Origin of the sequence: Ruminococcus flavefaciens ATCC 19208, assembly GCF_000518765.1 — a bacterium.
Classification (GTDB): Bacteria; Bacillota; Clostridia; order Oscillospirales; family Ruminococcaceae; genus Ruminococcus; species Ruminococcus flavefaciens.
In genome coordinates, this window is sequence record NZ_KI912490.1 from 302,997 (window position 1) to 324,524 (window position 21,528).

Genomic DNA, 21,528 nt, shown 5'->3' on the forward strand with positions numbered 1-21,528 from the left:
CAGAATAATAACTGGAATAACAACAACCAGTGGAATCAGAATAACGACTGGAACAACTGGAATAATCAGAACCAGAACAACACTTGGGACTGGAATAACCAGAATAACAATCAGTGGAACGGCGTTGTAAACAATGATTGGAACAACCAGAACAATAACTGGGACTGGAACAATCAGAATAACTGGAACCAGAATAATAACTGGGACTGGAACAACCAGAACAACTGGAACCAGAACAATAACTGGGACTGGAACAACCAGAACAACAACCAGTGGAACGGCGTTGTAAACAATGACTGGAACAATAATAACTGGAACCAGAACAACGACTGGAACAACCAGAACAACAATCAGTGGAACCAGAATAATAACAACAATAATAACAACCAGCAGCAGAACAACAATGCAGGTTCAAAGGACAGCCTCAAGGGAGCATTTGCAAACTACTTCAAGATCGGTACATCTGTAAGCCCTAACGAGCTTAACAGCGGTGCTGACTTCATCAAGAAGCACTACAATTCTATTACTCCCGAGAACGAGCTCAAGCCTGACAGCATTCTCGATCAGTCAGCTTGTCAGCAGAGAGGCAACAATGTAAATACTCAGATCAGCCTCAACAGAGCTGCTCAGACTCTGAAGTTCTGTGAGCAGAACGGTATCGCACTCCGCGGTCATACATTCGTATGGTACAGCCAGACTCCTGACTGGTTCTTCCGTGAGAACTTCTCACAGAATGGTGCATACGTATCAAAGGATATTATGAACCAGCGTCTTGAGAGCATGATCAAGAACACATTCGCAGCTCTCAAGCAGCAGTATCCGAATCTTGAGGTTTACTCATACGACGTATGTAACGAGCTCTTCCTCAACGACGGCGGCGGAATGAGACCTGCAAGCAACTCTAACTGGGTAAGAGTTTACGGTGATGACAGCTTCGTTATCAACGCATTCAAGTATGCAAGACAGTATGCTCCTGCAGGCTGCAAGCTCTACCTCAACGACTATAACGAGTATATCCCTGCAAAGACAAACGATATCTACAACATGGCTATGAAGCTCAAGGGGCTCGGCTATATCGACGGTATCGGTATGCAGTCACATCTTGCTACAAATTATCCTGACGCTAATACTTATGAGACAGCTCTCAAGAAGTTCCTCAGCACAGGTCTTGAAGTTCAGATCACTGAGCTTGACATCACTTGTACAAATACTCAGGAACAGGCTAATCTCTATGAGAAGATATTCAAGCTCGCTATGCAGAATTCTTCTAAGATCCCGGCAGTTACTATCTGGGGTACTCAGGACAGCGTAAGCTGGAGAAGAGACCAGAATCCGCTTCTCTTCTCAAACGGCTATCAGCCTAAGCCGGCTTATGAGAAGGTAATGGCACTTGTAAAGTAAGATCAATGTTAAGCCTGATCTTATAAATCATAAAAATAAAACAGTCACAGGATCGTAATTGATCTTGTGACTGTTTTTGTTTCGGAATATTGTCAGCGGAAAAGCTTTATAGTCCTGAATACCTGTTCTGCCGTGTCTGCAAGATTTTTATAGGCAGTTTCTTTGTCTATAGCCTGTTCGAGAGTACATATCCTTCGCAGAACAGGGAAGTATGCGTCGATGCCGCTTGCGTTGCACAGATCAGCCCCTTCGCGTACCGAGCCGCAGAATGCGATGACAGGCTTGCCGTATTTTTTAGCTAACCTTGCAATACCTATGGGAGCTTTGCCCATAGCGGTCTGACTGTCGAGACAGCCCTCTCCTGTGATGATTATGTCCGCTTCTGCTATGGCTTCTTCGAGCCTTGTCTCTCGTATAACAAGATCAACGCCCGATTGCAGCTCTGCATTCAGATAATACATCAGTGCAAAACCAAGACCGCCTGCTGCGCCTGCTCCTGCTGTATCGGGAGAAGCGGAAGGACAGCAGCTTTTCGTAAGTTCCGCGTAGCTTTGCATATATCCGTCCATAAGGCTGACAGCAGACTTGTCAGCGCCCTTCTGCGGAGCAAAAACTTCGCTGCAACCGTTAGCGCCGCAGAGCGGATTTGTAACATCACAGGCAACATGAAAAGCGCATTCTTTCAGTTCCTTTACTGCATTGTTGTCGGTGATGCGTGTAAGCTGTGAAAGACCGTTTGCACCGTACTCCACCTGATGACCGTCTTTGTTCAGCATACCAAATCCCAAAGCCTGCAAGCAGCCGATACCGCCGTCATTTGTGGCGCTTCCGCCTATACCTATAATGAAATTGCGGCAGCCCCGTCTGACAGCGTCAAGTATCATTTCACCAGTACCGTAGGTAGTTGTATGCATGGGATCACGCTCAAGCCCTGAAAGCAGCGGCAGCCCCGAAGCAGCTGCCATTTCTATAACGGCAGTATTGTCGGGGAGGATACCGTATTTAGCGGTAATACGCCGCCCAAGCGGATCACGGACATCGGCATCGACGAATTGCCCATTAAGCCCTGATACAAGAGCCTCCACAGTACCCTCGCCGCCGTCTGCAACAGGTCTGATAACAGCGTCTGTTTCTGGAAAAACACGGCATATACCCTCGGCAGCAGCTTTGCCTGCTTCAATTGAAGTCAGACTTCCTTTGAAAGAGTCTATTGCAATAACTGTTTTAATCATCAGCTTAACACCTCTATTTAAAAAATTGATGTTTTATATGCTATAATTGATTTGCGACCTCGACCAAATTTTAACATTAAATCATTCAAAAGTCAATACATTTTAGATAGTAAATCATCGGTAGTTTAATTATTATGTAATAAATGATAATTATTATTTTTTATTGGTATATTTATTTTATAACTCTAAGGTATAAATGTTAGAAAATTGCTAAAATGCCACAAATATTTCTCATTGTTAACAAATATTGAACGAAAAGCCACTTGACGAAATTGCACCTATAGTATATAATATAAATAGTGTATCCTGAATTGGGAGCACCTTCAGTAAGCTTAATTATTATTCTGATTTGCTATAATTTTTATTTTGTTTTTATTTTACCATTGTACTATTTTTTGTTACATTTCCCGCTGGTTTTATACTTTTATCGTCAGTAACTCAGCAGGAGCATATTTAATAATCGTCTTTTATATTTTCAGTATTTTTTACTTTTTACAGCAGCTTATGATAAGAATTAAGCTATGATATCTTCTTTCAGACAGAGCGAGGCTGCATAAACTTCCGGTTTATGTCGGTTTCTTGTTGTATGCGTTTAAACTAAATGTGCCGTACTTCGACAAGCAGCTATTATCACAGGAGCGTATTTACTCTATTTGATGGCAGATCGTTTTTATATTGTCTGCCTCAGTAATAACGTATCTTCTTTATTATGATTTTCGGCATTGAAGACACCAGCGCAGCATAATAAAAAAAAACAATTAATATCCAAGCTATGAATGCGGCTTTTCCCAAAGCTGCTTCTGTACAAAAAAACGTAGAAAAGAAATAAATATTGAAGGGCAAGATGTTTTATGCTGAGAATAGAAGACTACTATACTGACGCACCGTCAGCGGGTATCATTACAATGCTCGAAAGACCTGAAGTTGTAAACAGACTTCTGAATACTCTTATCTGTAATTTCAGAGGCTTTGACTTTATGAAGTTAAAGATAAGTATGCATTCCGTACAGGAAGAGCTGGAAGAGTTCAGCAATCTGAATCAGATGTATCTCAGCCAGATACAGAAGCTTTATGTTTACTATGACGGTCATCAGCTTGCATTGAAGCGTATACTTAAAGATATCAACTATGATACACACCTCAATACAAAGGTCTATTCTCCCGTAATAGGCTGTCCTATAGGCTGTAAGTACTGCTTTACCAAAAGGGTAGTAGATCATTTTGGTATTACCGAGGATTACAAGAAGCAGGTATTCCGCGGTCCCTTTAAAATGAAAAAGGACGAAGATGGAAATGATATTCCTGAGCTCTTCAATATAGAGACTGAAAGTCCTATTGACTGGTTCCTGACATATATGTCGGATTTTGGCTGTTGGAAGCCTGAGTGGCAGGAAAATGTTCTTCAGCAGATAATCGCTGCAACCAATATTAAGCGAAGAGACGGCAGGTATGTTGATACGTTCCAGCTCGTTACAAAATGTCCCAAGGGTATTGACCTCAGTCCTATCCCTGTGGATACTGATATGAGGAATGTTGTTATTTCCTGTACTGTTGACAAAAATGAATGTACAGACCGCATTGTTCAGCTTATCGAAAAGACAAAGGCTCATAAAATCACAGCCTGCGTTGTATACCAGCCTGTGCTTGAATACATAGAGCCTGTCCATCTTGATGAGCTTGTAAAGACCTATGGCAAAGATCATTCATGGGTAATTATCGGCGGCGAGATCGGCGATGGCGCTGCTCCTCTACAGTTTGAGTGGATAAAGGATATAATAGACAAGTGTCTTGAACTTGGTATCCCGATCAAAATAGAACGCGATATCATGAGGATCGTTGAGGCAAACGGATATGAGTATCTCGAACAGGAGCCTAAACCTATTAGAGAAGCAAAGATTATCCGCAGGAGAAACCTTGCTTTCAAGAATAATGCTGTTTCCGAGTATTATGAGCTGAAGGTGGCAGAGCTAAATGAACAGCTGAAAAAATGTGCTGCCGCTGATATGCTCGACATTGCATCTTCCATACTTTACGGCGAAGTAGAGATAATCGTGGAAAGCGCAAGGAGACTTCTGGAAAAGCTGCCTGAATTCGATATCATATTCAGTGCCGAGACAAAAGGTACTCCGCTTGCTTATGAAATATCAAGACAGAGCGGCAAGAGCTGTATCATAGCTCATAAGTCGGTCAAGCTTTATATGAACGATACGTATGAAGTGGCTGTGAAGTCCATAATGACTGAAAAGAAGAAGAAATTTTATCTTGCCAAAGAGGATGCAGAGGCTATGAAGGGAAAGCGTGTGCTTATTGTTGATAATGTTATAAGCACAGCCGAGTCTCTGAAGGATCTGGAAGCTATCGTTGAAAGTACAGGAGGTATTCCTGCGGCAAATGTTGCTGTATTTGCAGAAAGCAATTCCGGGAAGCGCAGTGACATCGTTTTCCTTGAAATGCTTCCGACTCTGGTTTGCGAAAAATAATATATAAAAATAAAGCAGGAGAGCTTCAGTGTTCTCCTGCTTTTTAGTTTTGTTTGTCTATTTCAGCATTAATGTGATACAAACGACTGAATTGTGACATATAAGTTAATCAGATATATTTGTTATATTTTGAATTGATATTTTTAACAAATGCGTTCTGTCTCGGTTGTTGCTTATAGAATTTTTAGTATTTATCATTGCTGCAAGTTAGTTATTTCACCAAAAATCCCCTTAAAAATTTAGGTTACTATTGAAGGTTTCGCTTCATAATGGTATAATTATTGAGATGGATTTTATTCATTGATTTTTGATAAGGGAGGTAATTGAAATGGGACATAAATACCCAGGAAAGTTCACCAAAAGGTTTGTGTCCGTGCTTGCCGCATCTGCTATGATAACCACGCAGATTCCGACAAATCTTTCAGCAAATGCAGCAAACACTGACAACGGACGAAAAGCAATTGTCGGCTCCATGACCGCTTCAAATGTTATTAATATAACGCCTGATAAAATCATGGAAACAGGCACAGTAACTACAACAGCAAATGCAGCAACTACAACTACAACTGCAAAGGCTGTTGCTTCTGCGACAACTACAGCAAAGGCTGCAACAGGCACTTCGACAACATCTACCACAACTAATGCAATAATAAGTTCAACTACTACATCAACAGCATCAAATACAGGCAAGATACAGCCGAATCCGGTATTATCATGCAGCAAGACTGTAATACCGGCTTCAAAAGCAGGTACCACAGTACCTGTAAGTATCTTCATCAATGAAGATAATTTCAATAACGAGGCATATTACAGCAATGCAGCGGTTTGTATAGATTTCGACAGCCGTCTTAAACTGAGCAGCGTAAATGCAGGTACTAAGGACGGAACCTCAGGAATGAATGCGGAGCTTGGAAGAAGCAGTACGAACCGTTCACGACAGAATTACATCATAAATGTTAAAGGCGGTTCTGCAAATGGCAAGAACGGTACATTTGCAACTATGAATATTACGGTTCCGCGTGATGCAACGCCAGGCGATATCTATTACTTCAATATCTGTACAAATAACTCTTGCACTCATTATTTCACCTATTCAAATTCAAAGATCAAGACCAATTGTGATCAAAGAGCCTGCACGACTGCAAGTACAGATGATGACAAGTATCTCAAGGGTACTCCGTTTGACGGATATATCCTTATTGATCCTGAGTCTGAGTCATCAGGGATTACGGTTGACAGTGATCACGAAGTTGTTCTGAAGGATCTTATATATTATAATGTATACAAGGATCATGCAGAAGTAGCTTACGGTAGCTTTGAAGTTGATAAGGCAGTGATCGCATCAGAGGTAAATGGTCAGAAGGTAACCGCTATTGCAGATAACGCTTTTGAGAATGCAAAGATCGAATCAGTTGTTATTCCTGATACAGTTAAAAGTATAGGCAGCTATGCTTTCAGCAACACATCTCTTGCTTCTGTTGAGATTCCTGACAGCGTTGAAACAATGGGTGAGTATGTTTTCAGTAAAAGCCGTTCACTCAAATCAGTAAAGCTTTCAGGTAAATTGGAAAGTATCCCCAGTGGTGCATTTTCATATTGTGCTTCGCTTGGATCAGTAACGGTTCCTGAAAGCGTTGTATCAATTGGAAACATGGCATTTGGCGATTGTACGTCATTGAAAGAATTGAAGCTTTCAAGCAAAATAACAGCTATACCTGATTATATGTGTTCAGGCTGTTCAAGTCTTGAAAAGACCAGCCTTCCGGACGGGATAACGAGTATTGGAAAAAGTGCATTTTATGGTACAGGTCTTGGCTCAATAGAGATACCTGACACTGTTACTGATATCGGTGAAGCTGCATTCTATAACTGTAAGAAGCTCAGCTCTGTAAAGCTTCCTTCTGCTCTGACATCTTTGCCTATAAGATGTTTCACAGGCTGTTCTTCACTTGAAAGCATTGAGCTTCCTGATTCGGTTTCGGTAATAAATTCATCAGCGTTTGCCGATACAGGTCTTAAAAAGGTAAATTACCCTAAGGCATTGACTAACATCGGAAACTATGCTTTCAAGAACTCAATGTTTGAAACGCTTGAATATCCTGCGGCATCAGTAAAATGTGCTGCGAGTGTTTTTGAGGATTGTACTAAGCTTACGAAAGTAATATTCCCTGATGATCTGCTGGGAATCAGTGCATCTGCTTTCAGAGGCTGTACTGCACTTGAAAAGGTCACACTTCCTGATACTGTTTCATCTATAGGAGAGTATGCATTTTACGGATCAGGCATAAAGGAAATAAATATCCCTAAGTCAGTGACTGTACTTTCATCTTATGCTCTTGCCGGTACTAATATCGAGAGCTTCAAGGTGCCTGAGCAAGTAACAATCATTAATAACGGCGCATTCTTAAATTGCAGCAAGCTTGCCTCTGTTGATCTTGGCGATAAGATCACAGATATACCAAGTTATGCATTCTCCGGCTGTACAGCTCTTAAAAAGCTTGATATCCCTGAGTCTGTAATCAGCATTAAAAACAGTGTATTCGCAGAAAGCGGCATAACAGAGATAACAATACCTGATTCAGTGAGATCAGTATCCAGTCAGGCATTTTCCGGTTCAAATATCGAAACAATCATATACTCTGATACACGCACATCTTTGCCGTCATATGCTTACAGCGGTGCTTCAAAAATGAAATCCGTAAAGCTGCCTTCACAGCTGAAGTCAATGACGCCGTATATGTTTGAAGGCTGTACTTCACTGACAAGCGTTGATCTGCCTTCAACAGTAGCAAACATATATGCAAATGCGTTCAGTAAAAGCAGCATAAAGGAATTAATAATTCCTGATACTATAACAACTATAAAGGAAAATGCATTTACAGATTCTGCCATTGAGAAGGTTGAATTTGGCGACGGTTTTACCACTCTTCCTTCAAAGCTGTTCTATAATGTATCTACACTCAAATCAGTAAAGCTTCCTGCAAGCTTAACTTATATCCCTTATGATGCTTTCACAAACTGCTATGAGCTTACAGACGTTGTTATCCCTGACGGTGTAACATCAATAGGCAGTGATGCTTTCTTAAATTGCAAGGCAATTTCAGAGATCAAATTACCGGATTCATTAACGAGAATAAATTCACGAGCATTTTATGGATGTGCTAAATTAACAGCTCTTGAACTTCCTGAAAAGCTCGAGCAAATAGGCTCATATGCATTTTACGGTACAGGCATAAAGGAACTGAAAATGCCTGAGACTGTAAATAAGGTTGATGGCGGTGCATTCACAGGTTCAAGCATTGAGACCATAACATATTCTGATTCTCTTACAGAGCTCCCAGCGAATGCTTATTCGGGTGCTGAAAATATGACATCTGTAAAGTTCCCTTCAAAGCTCACAGCTATTCCTGCTTACTGTTTTAATGGTTGTAAGGGACTTACTGAATTTGTTATCCCAAGCAGTATAACAAGCATCGGTGAGTACGCTTTCTATGGAAGCGGAGTAAAGGAAGTAAAGATCCCTTCAACTGTTGAGAACTTAAATCCATACATATTTGCAAATTCAAATATTGAATCTGTTGAATTAGATGATAAGTTCACAGAGCTTCCTAAATCGTTATTCAATAACGCTAAAATGCTTACATCAGTTAAGCTTCCTTCAAATCTCAAGGTACTTCCTGATAATATATTCGGCGGCTGTTCAGCACTTGAAAGTATATCACTTCCTGCGGGATTGGAAGCTATAAATACCAATGCGTTCAATGGTTCGGGTATTAAATCCATAGAGATACCTGATTCTGTTACAGAGATCGGTGAAAAAGCATTTATGGGTGCAGCTGCTCTTGTGAAGGTAAAGCTCCCTTCAAAGATTACAGCTATCCCTAATTCTGCGTTTTATAACTGTTCATCACTGGCAAGTATAAATATACCTGATAGTGTTGAAAGAATAGATGATTATGCTTTCTATTTCTGTAAATCTCTCACAAGTATAAAATTGCCGAATTCTGTTACAAGAATAGGACAGCAGGCTTTCGGTTTATGCGAGGGGCTTACCGCTATTGATCTTCCCGAGAAATTAGAGTATCTGGGTGCTTCTGTTTTTGCTCAGTCAGGTATCAAAGCATTAACGATCCCTGATTCTGTTAATGAGATCAACGGTGCGTTCTATGCTTCAAATCTTGAGACTATCACATATTCGGATTCACGTACAGAGCTTCCGAGAAACGCCTATGCAGGTGCTGCAAAGATGAAGTCTGTAAAGCTTCCTTCAAAGCTTACAGCTATCCCTGCAAATGCTTTCAGTGGCTGTTCAGCTCTTGCAGGTCTTGAAATACCGAGCAGTGTAGAGAGCCTCGGAAATAGTGCTTTCTCAGGCTGTTCTTCTCTTGTAAGTCTTGATATACCGAATACTGTAAAGAATATAGAATCATATGCTTTCTATGAAAGCGTATTAAAGGAAATAAAAATACCTGACGGAGTAGAGAAGCTTGAGGAATATACATTCTGCAAATCAGCGGTTGAAAAGGTCGAGCTTCCAGATTCTATGACTGATATCGGTAGAAATGTATTTAACGGTGCAACTTCTCTGAAGTCCGTAAAGCTTCCTTCAAAGCTTGAAACTATTTCAGGTTATGCATTTGTGAACTGTAGTTCACTTGAAAGTATTGAATTTCCTGAGACTTTAAAATCTATCGCTCTGAAAGCATTTTCCTCTTGTAGTTCTCTCAAGAGCGTTGAGCTTCCTGATTCGGTAACAAGTCTTGGACAATGTGCTTTTGAGGGTTGTTCTGCATTAACATCACTGAAGCTTTCATCAAGTACAGAAGAGATCGGAAAGCGCTGCTTTGTAGATACAAAGCTTGAATCGGTTGAAATTCCTGCAAGTGTAAAGACGATCGGTGATTATGCGTTTTACGTTTCTTCAGAACTCAAAACCGTTAAGCTTTCATCAGGAATTGAGAGTATCGGAAGCAATGCTTTCAGTAATTGTCCGCTGCTTTCCGAAATAAATCTCCCTGATACTTTAAAAACGATCGGTTCTAATGTATTCTTTAGTGACGATGCTCTTACAGAGCTTGAGATACCTGCTTCCTTAGAGAAGATAGAAAATAATGCTTTCAGCAAATCAGGTCTGAAAAAGGTTACAATACTTGGAGATGCTAAAAGCTACGGTTCATACCTGTTCAAAGACTGTATAAACCTTGAAACAGTAGTTCTTTCTGATACTTTAACGAGAATCGGAGAAAACTGGTTCAATAACTGTACATCATTAAAGACAGTAGAACTGCCTGAGAAAATGACATCTATTGGCAACGGAGCATTTAATGGCTGTACAGCACTTGAATCAGTAAAAATGCCTGATGGACTTACATCTATCGGCGAAAATGCATTCATTGGCTGCACATCACTGAAATCTATTGAACTGCCTGAGAAACTAAGGACTATCGGTTCCTATGCATTCAACGGCTGTACTTCATTACCATCATCGATTTTTATCAAAAGTAATGTTATATCTATCGGTTCCTATGCATTCGGCGGCACTAAGATAGATACTATTATCGGCTATAAGGATACAGCTGCAGAAAAATATGCTGAATCTTTACGATTAAAGTTTGTTGAGGCTGAGGTAAAGGAATGGGACAAGAAGGACAGTCTGCCTGAAACAGGTGTGTATAAGCTTAACTGCGATGTTACTGTTGAAGGAGATGTAACTGTATCTGAAGTTCTTGATATCGACCTTAACGGTCATAAGCTCACTGTCGGCAGAATAATAGTTACGGCGTCAAATGATACTCCTATGACAATAAGAGACAGCAGCAAGGATAAGACAGGTTATGTATGTACATCGGGTAAAGACGAGCTGTTCCTTGTAAATAGGGGACTCAGACTTTTAGGCGGTACATTCGTAGGAAATGAGCTTGGAAATAATCGTGCAACTGTTGTTGTAAACAACATATCTGGTAATAATAGCGGAATTGCTGATTTTACCCTTGACGGAGCAACAGTTATCTCTCATTACGGTCCTGCACTTTCCTTTGATGGAAAATATGGAGTTGCAAAGCTTATAAGCGGTACTCTTGACACAGAAAGCAAGAATGACAAGGGCGTAAGCTCAGATCAGGCTGCTATATACGGAGACAAAACAAATTACAATAATGTAATTCTCGAAGGTGCTTCTGTAAAGGCAGGCAAGGGATACGGCGTTACAGTTGCTTCATTAAAGATATCAGGCGGAACAATAACAAGTAAAGAGAACTATGCTATCTATGATTCCGCTGTAACATTGTCCGGTAATCTCAATATAAAGGGTGCGGAAGCAGATATTTACGCAAGTAAACAACGTTCTGTTTATATCGCAGGTGAGATCACAGGCGGTAAGGTAAGGCTTGAAGCTCCGTTTACAGGTACGATCACATCTTCTTATGCTAATTACCATAAGGATACGGATCCTTCAGTATTCTTCTCTGCTGTAAAGGGCGGTACATTGACTACTGACAGCAAGGGAGAGGTAGTTTACAATGCATCGGGTGTTACAACCACCACAACAACAAATAAAGGAACTACAACAAGCAAGACAACTACAACATCTACAACGTCAAAGACAACTACAACAAGCAAGACAACAACACCTACAACATCAAAGACTACTACAACAAGCAAAACGACTACACCTACAACATCAAAGACTACTACAACAAGCAAAACGACTACACCTACAACATCAAAGACTACTACAACAAGCAAAACAACAACTACAACAAGCAAGACAACAACAACACCAACAACATCAAAGACTACTACAACAAGCAAAACGACTACACCTACAACATCAAAGACTACTACAACAAGCAAATCAACTTCAACATCTACGACTACAACTGCTTTGACAACATCAACAACTACAACAACATACAATAATATCAGTCATCCTAAACTTAATGTAGCAGGCGAGCTTACATTTAAGCCAATGACAAAGGAAGAGATCATTGCAGCAGGTATTGATCTGAGTGATCCTGCAAACTACAACTGTGTAAAGTATTCCATCGAACTCAAATTCGGTATAGAAACAGCAACTATCAACAGAGTGGTTAACGGCAATGGAAATTCAGTAGATGATGTAACATTTGATTTTGGTGATGGTTCCGTTAATCTTCCTGATGGTGAATTTGTATGGGTAGAAGGACTTGGCGCACACATTATGCATACAGAAACAGTAGATGAAGAAATGTATCTTATTATTTACGGCGAATGCAAGTGGCTCAAGGAATTTTATGACGTACAGCTCATGATAGTTAATAAGGGAGACGGTACTCTTAAAAACTGTACATCTTCACTTGCTGTACCTGACGGACTTACACTTGCAAAGGGAGAGGCAACTCAGGACATGGGCGACCTTGCTCCTAACGAAGTAAAGACTACCAACTGGTACCTGCGCGGTGACAAGGAGGGTGACTATTCGCTTACAGCCTCATTCAAGGGCAATAATGACGGTGAACCTTTCGAGCTTAAATTCAAGTCAAAGGATAATCTCCATGTATACTCAAGCAAGGCACTTCATATGACTATCGAGCTTCCTATGTATTCCTACTATAAGCAGGAATATCCTATGAAGATAATTCTCAAAAATGTTTCAGACAAGCCTATTTACGACCTTGAGAACAGGATAATCGGCGTAAAGCAGGGCTCAAAGGCAACTATACATTATCAGGATCTTGATGAGGAAGGCAATATCATTTCAGAAAGAACCGAAACGAAGGAAAAGGTCATCTATGAAAAGGAAGGCGGTCCATGCGTTAAGGTCGATGAACTTGCACCCGGTCAGGCAGTTACGCTTGATGTAAATGTACTTGATCTCTGGAAATCAGTATACGAACAGTATCTTGCAGCAGAGAAGTTTAACGAAATTACAAGTATGATACTCAGCACGGTAAAGAATGATCCTGATGTTCTCGGTGTAGATGTTATACGTGCTGTTTATGCATCAGCTCTTGATGAGATGCCTGTAGAACATGTATTAAAACAGGTAAAGGTAGGATTTATTGATTCTGAGCCGATACCGTATACAGTTATAGTAACTCCCGCAGACAAAAAACAGAATGTTCCTGCAAAGAGAGTTATGACAGATACGGCAAACACTCTTGTAGCAGATATATTCAACAAGGCTTACGGCGAAGGTGAAGCTCCGAAGAACAGATTTGAAGAATTCAGAGACAATTTCATCTGTAATGTAAATACTGCCGATCCTGATGAAGTAACATCTGCTTTCAATGATTATCTCAGCGAATTCGATAATAACGTCTGGGAAATGACAGAATCTATGAATCTTGTTGTTCATCCGCATAATGGAGTTGCTGCTAATGTAAGGATAGTACCTGATGTACGTCGTTCAGCTCCTTCTTCAACAGGTTCTGACAAGTCAGTGACTGAAAATAAATTCGCTATAGATGATATCAACGGCGCAAAGGCTGACGCTGACGGCGTTCTTAAAGTAAGTGATGATACTATCATAAGAATAAGCGCAGATCAGATCGGTGCAAGCGGAACTCTTATCATTGACTATGCAGACGGTACTACAGAAGAGTATAAGGTACGCAATGTTGAAAAGCATGAGTGCAAGTCAACAGGCGGATATACTTTGGTATCTGCTCCTAAGAACGGAAATAAGGGACTTGCAGTAAAGATCTGTGATATCTGCGGTGAGATCATTGACACTACATATATCAGTGAAAAGTCAGTAGCAATGCTCAGCGACAAGACTACATATACCGATGTAAAGACTGCTGTTGAGGCTGCTGCTAAATCAGGAAAGGCAACAGAGCTTACACTCTTTGGTGATATAACAATAGATTCTGATATAGCTATACCTGATTATGTAAATGTTACTATTTCACAGGACGCTAAAATTACTGTCAAGGACGGAGGTAAGCTTGTTGCTAAGGGCGATATAAACGACTTCAGCGGATACAAGTATAATCTCAGCGGTAACGGTCCTATTGTCACAACAACAACTACAGCAACTACTAATAAAACAACAACAACTACTACCACCACAACAACATCAACAACTACAACATCTAAGCCAACCACAACAACATCATCTACATCAACAACCACAACCACCACTACTACATCAACAACTACCACTACCACCACCACAACAACTACTACTTCAACAACAACAACAACAACTACCACCACCACAACAACTACTACTTCAACCACATCAACTACATCTAAGCCAACTACAACATCAACATCAACAACTACATCTACTGCAACAACTGCTGCTTCCACAACAACTGTTCCCGTAAATTACGGTGATGTAAATGACGACAACATTGTTGATTCAGTAGACGCTTCTGCGGTTCTTCGCCAGTACGCGCTTACTTCGACAAATCAGGAAGGTATATTCACAGAGGCGCAGCAAACTTCTGCTGATGTAAACAAGGACGGTTCTGTAGATGCTATTGATGCTTCATTGATCCTCAGATATTATGCTTACTGCTCAACAGAAGATGAGCCAAAGTCAATTGAGGAATTCCTTGAAGATAAAAACAATGAAGTTTCAGAGCAGCCTGCAACCACTACAACTGCCTTACCTGTCACAACCACCACAACAAATTCAGCAACAACATCACCTGACATTGCGGCTGTTACGACTACTACTGCAACGATTGCCGATCGAGGCTGATTGCAAATCAAAAGAGTCCCTGTTATTACAGGGACTCTTTTTCAATATGTTATATTTGATATAAGTCATAAACTGTATTCTTAGCGACAAATAAGCCACGAGGCATTGCCTCGTGGCTTAATTTCTATATTAGTACCGACTTTATTTGGCTTTGAATGCGTATCTTAGGAAATTATACATATGTGCCCTAACTGAGATAGCGCCGTGGTCGCCGTCGGTGAGCTGATGCCAGATATGTTCCACGCCGTTTTGAGTGAGCGCCTCATGGTAGCTGTCGGGAGCATCTCCTACAGTACCGTCAAATCTGGTGCAGGTTATCATTAAAACATATGGGCTCGGAGCTGAGCCGAAGCAGAATTCACTCGGTGACATACAGCCCTCATGAGTCATATTGCCGTCAACAGTAGGGAATATACCCGGAGCAGGGCATACTCCACCCACATAGCCGTAGAGCTGAGGTCTTGTAACTCCCACATAGAGAGCCTCTCTGCCGCCCATTGAAAAGCCTGTTACAGCGGTATTCTCTCTGCCTTCCTTTACAGGATAGTTCTCCCTCATAAATGGCATGATGCTGTTTTCGAGATCCTCACGTATAGCGTCATATGCACGTGATGACTCATTTGTGAAAGCAGGGAAGATATTTTCCTTTGTGGTGAACATCTGTGGGAAAACGATTATCATTTTCTCAGCTTCACCTGAAGCAACGAGATTTCCGAGCATTGTCTGTATCTTCATGCTGTCATCTGTCATGGAGTCCTCAGAACCGAATATACCGTGGAAAACATACATTACAGGATATTTCTGACTGCTGTCGTATCCGGGCGGAAGCAGTATATTGAGATTCTTTTCGCGCTGAGCGTCCTTTGAGAAGTAAGTCTTTTTCTCGAGCGTTCCGTAGTCTACCCCTGACTTTTTCTCGGTTGAGGATGGCTCTTCGTGAGTATGTATATCCGCTGCCATTTTCTTCATGTAGCTGTTACCGCTTGGAGTTGTGACAGTTGTAGTTACAATAGGTGCAGATGTAGTAGTCGTAGTTGTTGCAGCTGAAGCAGTTGTGGTCTGCGGGAATTCCTTTATCGTACCAAGTACGTATTTCTGGAGCAGTACAAGGTCGTTTATCTGTATTGAGCCGTTGCAGTCGATATCTGCAAGCAGGTCAGTCTGTCCGCCCGAGAACATAGTGATTATATTCCTGCGGCATAATACCACATCGAACGAGTCGATTGTGCCATCGCTGTTAAGGTCACCTCTGACAGCAGCTGATGCAGGCAGTGCAGAGAAAACAGCTATAGCTGCGGCAGCTTCAAATGAAGCAGCAGTTTTTTTAATAATATTCATTTTAATACCCCCGAGTCTTATACTCAATTTACTGTTTTATTTTATAGTAAATTCTCCGGAAAGTCAATGATTTCGGAAGGTTAAAAAACTAAAAAAAGAAGCGGTACAAGCCGCTTTAAACATTTAAATTATGCTTTCATAATAATAAACGCTGCATTCTGTCTGCCTCTGTCGCCGCGTCTGTATGAATACAAGGAATTGTCATGGCAGGTGCAGCAGTTTATGACAGAGATATTTTCGTCAGTTATACCTTCCGATGAAGCTTTTAAACGTACAGCTTCCGAAAGATCGAGATACAGCTTATGGTTCCTGATAACGAATATCTTTTCGAGCTGCTTTTCCGTGAATACTTCGGCGTAAGCTTGGCGGACATCTTCGCCAACTTCGTAGCAGTCAGGGCAGATATGCGGTCCCGTTATCACTTGTATTTCAGCAGGAACAGCACCAAGCTCTTTCATGCGCTGAACAGCATTATGGAGCAAAGAGCCTGCTGCCGAACGCCAGCCGCAGTGCAAAAGTCCTATGACTGCCGCTTTTTTGTCAATAAGGTATATCGGAACGCAGTCCGCCGCGAGAACGCTGAGAGCTATGCCTTTTTCGGCAGTAACGATACCGTCCACCTTTTTGAGAACGTTATCCTTTATGACTCCCATGCCGCCATGTTCAGTACCGACTATCTCAACTTTATCGCCGCTTGCCTGATATGGGCGTATTATATGCGTCAATGGCACTCTGAGTCTTTCACTGAGAGAAATATAATCATCTGTGGGCGCATCGGTTGGAGCATTCCTTGTCCATATGCCTTCATTTCCCGAGGTGAATCCGCCGAAAGAGAATTCATCATCAATTATGGTCATGCTTTTCATTTATCTTACCTCATAGCTGTCAGATATATCATAAGAACTCGACCTCGCCGCTTTCAAGGTGATAGATAGCTCCCAGCACCTTTAAGCCGTATTCTTTTTCGTCTTTCTGTATTTGCAGACTGTGCTCGATAATATCACAGCTGTGCTCAACATTGAGGCAGCAGGCGCGAAATTCGTCCTTTTCATCGCCTATAGCCTTTGTTATCTCGTCTGTTATGTACTTTATATAGCCCTCAGGCTCATGGTTCATAGCAGCGTCAACTGCTCCGCAGTGGTCGTGACCGAGTACAACGATAAGTCCCGTACCGAGATGTTCAGCGGCATATTCTATGCTGCCAAGCTGGTGAGAGTCGATGACATTTCCTGCAACTCTGATAACGAAAAGATCGCCGATACCTGCGGAGAATATAAGCTCAGGCACTACTCTTGAATCCGAGCAGGTAATGATTATAGCGTAGGGCTGCTGGCCAGTATGGCTGAATTTTAGCAGAGTATCGGTAGAAACATCGGTTTTCAGTTCTTTTGCTGCGATATATTTCTGATTGCCATTGACAAGCTGTTTTTTTGCCTGATCGGCAGTAATTCTGTATGACTCCATATTGATCACCTCTGTATTTATTATATCACCTCAGCGTGAAAATGTAAACAGACCGTCTGCCATATGACAGACGGTCTGCTTTTATAGTTTAGTTTGTAAAGGATTTTATCTCACCTGTGATGTACTTTTTGAGAAGTGTAAGGTCGTCGCTGGTGATAGCTTTATCGCCGTTGATATCGGCTGCTGCAAAGTGTTCAGCACTGCCTGAAACGACTGCCTTTCTCATCTGGCTGAGATCGTATATGTCCACAACTCCGTCGTTGTTGAGATCGCCTAAGATGTATTCTTCATCGGGTTCTTCGGAAATAGTACCTTCCGAGTCTCCGTAAACTGCTTCGATTGTTGCATCTGAGCTGAGTCTTACCGTGATAGTTTCAGAAGTTTTGTCTCCGCTTATTATCTCCGCGCCCTTAATGTTCCAGCGTGTAAAAGGTACTTCACCGCTGGCATCTGCGGAGATAGTTATGTCGTAATCTGAGTGGTATTTGCCGCTCCACTGGTCTATATTTCCAAGCTTGAGAGTATTAAGGTCAATAGTGCCCTTATCGCCTGAGTTGATGACTGTGAGCTTATGAGGCTCGGAAGAAAGCTTCATTGCTGATCTTGTGGTACGCTCCGCATAGGAATAACGCTGAGCGTAGAAGTTCGCAACTGTTGAGAGCTCGCTCTCGAATTTGCCTGAGCTGCCTGAGTTGAAACGCTCGTAAGTATCTGAGATCTGCTGTTTGTAATTGTTTTTGTAGTAGTTTATTACTTCGTTGACTTTTTCGGGAACGAAGTTATAATTTGCCATATCCATCATAGTTCTTGAAAAGTCTTTTCTGAACTGTTCATTACCCGAAAGAGCAGTGAACATTTTTGCAAGCTCGCTGCTGTCCTGTTTTAAGCGGCTGTAGCAGTCAGCCGAGAATGACTTGTCGTAAGAACCGTAAAGTCCCTGACCTGATTCGGTATCGAAGAGCACCATTCTCCATTTGCCGTCAGCGTATGGATTAGTCTCATCAATGGCATCTGAACGCCATGCGGTATAGTTTCTCTTCGGCCAGTCTGCATTAGCCCAGTATATCTGAGCTGCAAAGTAGTCCATAAAGCCCTGTATATCTACCTTCTGACAGAATTCATCGTAGGATATGCTGCCGTTTGCAACACCATTGCAAAGAGCCTTCCAGTCGTTTAAGTCGCTGTCGCTGCCCTCTTCAAGCTCGCCGTTCTTTATCATAGCAATATCGCTTTTCTTAACTCCGTAGTGATCGCTGAGGTAGCTGTCGCTGATCTTTTCCATCATCTGGTATGTGCCCCAGAATTCGCCGTCGATAAATAATACACATTCAGTAGTTGCTTGATAAGCGAAGGCTCTGTCAGTTATAAGGCTCTGGTTTATGCTGTCGCGGAAGAATGCTGAACCGTTGTCATTGCCGCCGTTGCGGAGGACCAGTCCGTCGTACTTCTTGATAGCCTTTCCGTTTTTAGCTTTAGTAGCCTTTCCCGAGAAGAAGTCATATTCGAATTCAGCACAGCCGTAATCCTGTCTTGTGTAGATATTGAAGCTCTTCTGTGCAAGGCATCTTGAGTAGTTGCCCTTTATCCTGATGCCTACATTTTCTTGAAGCACCATTTCGCCGCCGTCAAAGAGAGTGAAGTTTGCAGGACGCTCCCAGTCTTTTCCTCTCTGAGTGTAGTTGGCTTCCATCTCCCATATATTGCCGTTTTGTGGAGCTCTGTTGCGTCCGGGTCTGCCGCCCTCGGGACCTGTATGTTCCTCAGGCTTGTTTTCTTCAGGTTTATTGCCTTCAGGCCCGTTTGGATCCTCAGGCTTCTGTTCCTCCTGCGGATCATTTGGATTTTTGTCACCGTAAAAGACCTTGCCGAGGCAGTAGATGCCTTTTTCGTAATCGAAAAGATTATCAGGGTCTGTGACCAATGATACTACCTTCATCTGTTTGTAGTATCCCGAATTTGTTTTGCCTATAAAATATGTCTTTGTTACGGGTTCGCTTGCGCGCCCCTGACTGTCTACGGATATTGCGCGTATCAAAGCTGCCTTGTCAACGTTGTCCCGCGGTGCTGTCGCTTTGTTCGGAGTTATGTCAGTACGTGCGCTGAGGCGGTTCTGAGTATCTGACATATCTTCGACCGTGATAGGTGCTGTGTACTTTTCGGACTCTGTAGTCGGGTCACTGCCGTCAGTGGTATAGTAAATGGTACAGCCTTCTTCTGCGGTAAGGTTCAGAGAGAAGCTGTTATCATAAAAACCGCTTTCCTGTGAGAACACAGGCTGACGTACAGCTGCACTGCCTTCCGGGGCAGCATTTTCCTTGTTGGGTGTGCAGCTCAGTGTGTAAAATTCGCCGCTTCCGTCGGGATACTGTCCGTATGAAGTATCAGAAGCAAGTACACCTACTGTAAGGGTCTGAGCTGTATTGCCCTGTGAGTCTGTAAGTACAAGAGTTTCACCCGAAGCAGATAATCCGAAGGGAGCTGTTTTACTGTCGCTCACTGCGGCATTTGTGTCGCAGAATACAACAAGCCGTCCGTTTGCAGGTATATGTGTTCCGCTCGGGAAAGTATACCTGTAAGGTTCCTGCTCCTTGTCTGAAAGTCCCCAGCCCGAGATGTCTGCTTCCGACTTTCCGCTGTTGTAAAGCTCTATCCAGTCATAATAGTTTCCGTCACCCGACTGGTAGGTGGTGTTTTTGGTGCAGACCTCATTTATTGACACTGCACCTGCGCTGTCGGCGTTAGCAGGGAGATATGCTGCGGATTGAAGCAGCATACCAAGACACAGAACTCCAGCAGCAGTTCGTTTCTTTGATCTGTTTTTCATGTTCTCCTCCGATAATTTAGATTAATCATCCTCATTGACCCGATATTACCGGAACATTTTTCTGTCTTATAGATTCCCTGTCGTAATCCGAACCCCCTTTTACAACATAATTATAGCACATATCTACACAAAATGCAATATAGGTGGAAATAATTACTGTATTTAATATTTATGCTGTTAATATTTAGCTAAGAGAAGAACTGCTTGACTTTTTTAACGATACGTTATATAATGATTATCTCGCTCCTGAAACTATGCCATTATACGGAGGTGTATCTGCAATGGAACAAAAGAATGATCTTAAACGTACTTTTGACAGTGTTTCATCAGCATATGATAAGATGCGTCCGGGATATGTCGGTGAATTATATCAGAAGATATTCGACTATGTACATATTGATAAAAACAGCCGTGCAGTTGAGGTAGGAAGCGGCAGCGGTCAGGCTACAAAGCCTGTGCTTGATACGGGTTGTGACCTCACAGCCGTAGAATACGGTGAGAATTTGTCCGAACTTTTGAGGGAAAACTTTAAGGGATACCCGAATTTAAACGTTATAACAGGAAAATTTGAGAATATGGCATTTGCCGAAAATGCCTATGACCTTTTATTTTCTGCAACTGCATTTCACTGGATCCCCGAGGAGATCGGATACCGAAAGGTGTTTTCCATGCTGAAAACAGGCGGAGCATTTGCGCGTTTTGCAAATCACCCCTGCATAAGCAAAAATGATACCGCACTTGCAAAGGCGATAGAAGATGCATATGATAAATACTATTACAGCTATTATCCCGAGAAGAAGCGCGGTACTTCTGTCGGGTATACGGAAGCGCAGTCCGAAGAAACTGCAAATATAGCATGCAAATATGGCTTTAGGGATATTCAGTCCCATATTTTTTACCGTGAACGTGTTTTTACGGCTGATGAGTACATTCAGCTGCTCGGCACTTACTCAGACCACATCGCAATTGAAAAAGAAGTGAGGGAAGAGTTCTTTTCAAGCATAAAAGAAGCCATAGATGCTCACGGCGGCAGGCTTGTGATATCCGATACCTTAGACCTGCAATTAGCGCGAAAGCTTTAAGCAATATATAATAAAG

General features: G+C 41.9%; 9 protein-coding genes. 4 read left to right on the forward strand and 5 right to left on the reverse strand.

Annotated elements, in window-relative coordinates; translation table 11 throughout:
• Positions 1 to 1,401 (forward strand): endo-1,4-beta-xylanase (locus L870_RS17470; RefSeq protein ID WP_162148448.1); only part of this gene is annotated, 1,401 nt, incomplete at its 5' end.
• A gap of 92 nt (positions 1,402 to 1,493) precedes the next feature.
• Here L870_RS17470 and L870_RS0111495 read toward each other — a convergent pair.
• Positions 1,494 to 2,633, reverse strand: coding sequence for a glycerate kinase family protein (locus L870_RS0111495; RefSeq protein WP_341349474.1), 1,140 nt, complete (start codon positions 2,631 to 2,633; stop codon positions 1,494 to 1,496).
• An 851-nt stretch (positions 2,634 to 3,484) separates the two neighbouring features.
• Between L870_RS0111495 and L870_RS19035 the strand changes: the two genes are divergently transcribed.
• Complete coding sequence (locus L870_RS19035) at positions 3,485 to 5,113, forward strand: DUF5131 family protein (RefSeq protein WP_080676435.1); 1,629 nt, start codon at positions 3,485 to 3,487, stop codon at positions 5,111 to 5,113.
• A gap of 328 nt (positions 5,114 to 5,441) precedes the next feature.
• Positions 5,442 to 14,804: a leucine-rich repeat protein gene (locus L870_RS19740; protein WP_028518268.1), complete on the forward strand. Its 9,363-nt coding sequence runs from the start codon at positions 5,442 to 5,444 to the stop codon at positions 14,802 to 14,804.
• 141 nt (positions 14,805 to 14,945) lie between these two features.
• Here the strand turns inward: L870_RS19740 and L870_RS0111510 are convergent, their stop codons facing one another.
• The 4 genes from L870_RS0111510 to L870_RS17480 all read right to left on the reverse strand — a co-directional run bounded on the left by L870_RS0111510 (position 14,946) and on the right by L870_RS17480 (position 20,430).
• On the reverse strand, positions 14,946 to 16,142 hold the full coding sequence (locus tag L870_RS0111510; RefSeq protein WP_028518269.1) for an alpha/beta hydrolase-fold protein: 1,197 nt from the start codon (positions 16,140 to 16,142) through the stop codon (positions 14,946 to 14,948).
• A gap of 128 nt (positions 16,143 to 16,270) precedes the next feature.
• Positions 16,271 to 17,008 (reverse strand): purine nucleoside phosphorylase YfiH/LACC1 family protein, encoded by a 738-nt coding sequence (locus L870_RS17475; protein ID WP_051411531.1) that lies wholly within the window; start codon positions 17,006 to 17,008, stop codon positions 16,271 to 16,273.
• Between the two features lie 28 nt (positions 17,009 to 17,036).
• Positions 17,037 to 17,606 (reverse strand): carbonic anhydrase, encoded by a 570-nt coding sequence (locus L870_RS0111520; RefSeq protein WP_037272054.1) that lies wholly within the window; start codon positions 17,604 to 17,606, stop codon positions 17,037 to 17,039.
• A gap of 88 nt (positions 17,607 to 17,694) precedes the next feature.
• Positions 17,695 to 20,430, reverse strand: a complete 2,736-nt coding sequence (locus tag L870_RS17480; RefSeq protein WP_051411532.1) for a CotH kinase family protein — start codon at positions 20,428 to 20,430, stop codon at positions 17,695 to 17,697.
• Positions 20,431 to 20,711: 281 nt separating this feature from the next.
• On the opposite strand from L870_RS17480, the gene L870_RS0111530 reads away from it, so the two are divergent.
• Entirely contained in the window at positions 20,712 to 21,512 is an 801-nt protein-coding gene (locus L870_RS0111530) for a class I SAM-dependent methyltransferase (RefSeq protein ID WP_028518271.1), read from the forward strand.
• Positions 21,513 to 21,528: the final 16 nt, after the last annotated feature.

Bases quoted from the DNA above. Each gene is read 5' to 3' on its own strand.
- L870_RS19740 (WP_028518268.1), top strand. From the start codon at position 5,442: ATGGGACATAAATACCCAGGAAAGTTCACCAAAAGGTTTGTGTCCGTG.
- L870_RS0111510 (WP_028518269.1), bottom strand. From the start codon at position 16,142: ATGAATATTATTAAAAAAACTGCTGCTTCATTTGAAGCTGCCGCAGCT.
- L870_RS0111530 (WP_028518271.1), top strand. From the start codon at position 20,712: ATGGAACAAAAGAATGATCTTAAACGTACTTTTGACAGTGTTTCATCA.
- L870_RS17480 (WP_051411532.1), bottom strand. From the start codon at position 20,430: ATGAAAAACAGATCAAAGAAACGAACTGCTGCTGGAGTTCTGTGTCTT.
- L870_RS19035 (WP_080676435.1), top strand. From the start codon at position 3,485: ATGCTGAGAATAGAAGACTACTATACTGACGCACCGTCAGCGGGTATC.
- L870_RS0111520 (WP_037272054.1), bottom strand. From the start codon at position 17,606: ATGGAGTCATACAGAATTACTGCCGATCAGGCAAAAAAACAGCTTGTC.
- L870_RS0111495 (WP_341349474.1), bottom strand. From the start codon at position 2,633: ATGATTAAAACAGTTATTGCAATAGACTCTTTCAAAGGAAGTCTGACT.
- L870_RS17475 (WP_051411531.1), bottom strand. From the start codon at position 17,008: ATGAAAAGCATGACCATAATTGATGATGAATTCTCTTTCGGCGGATTC.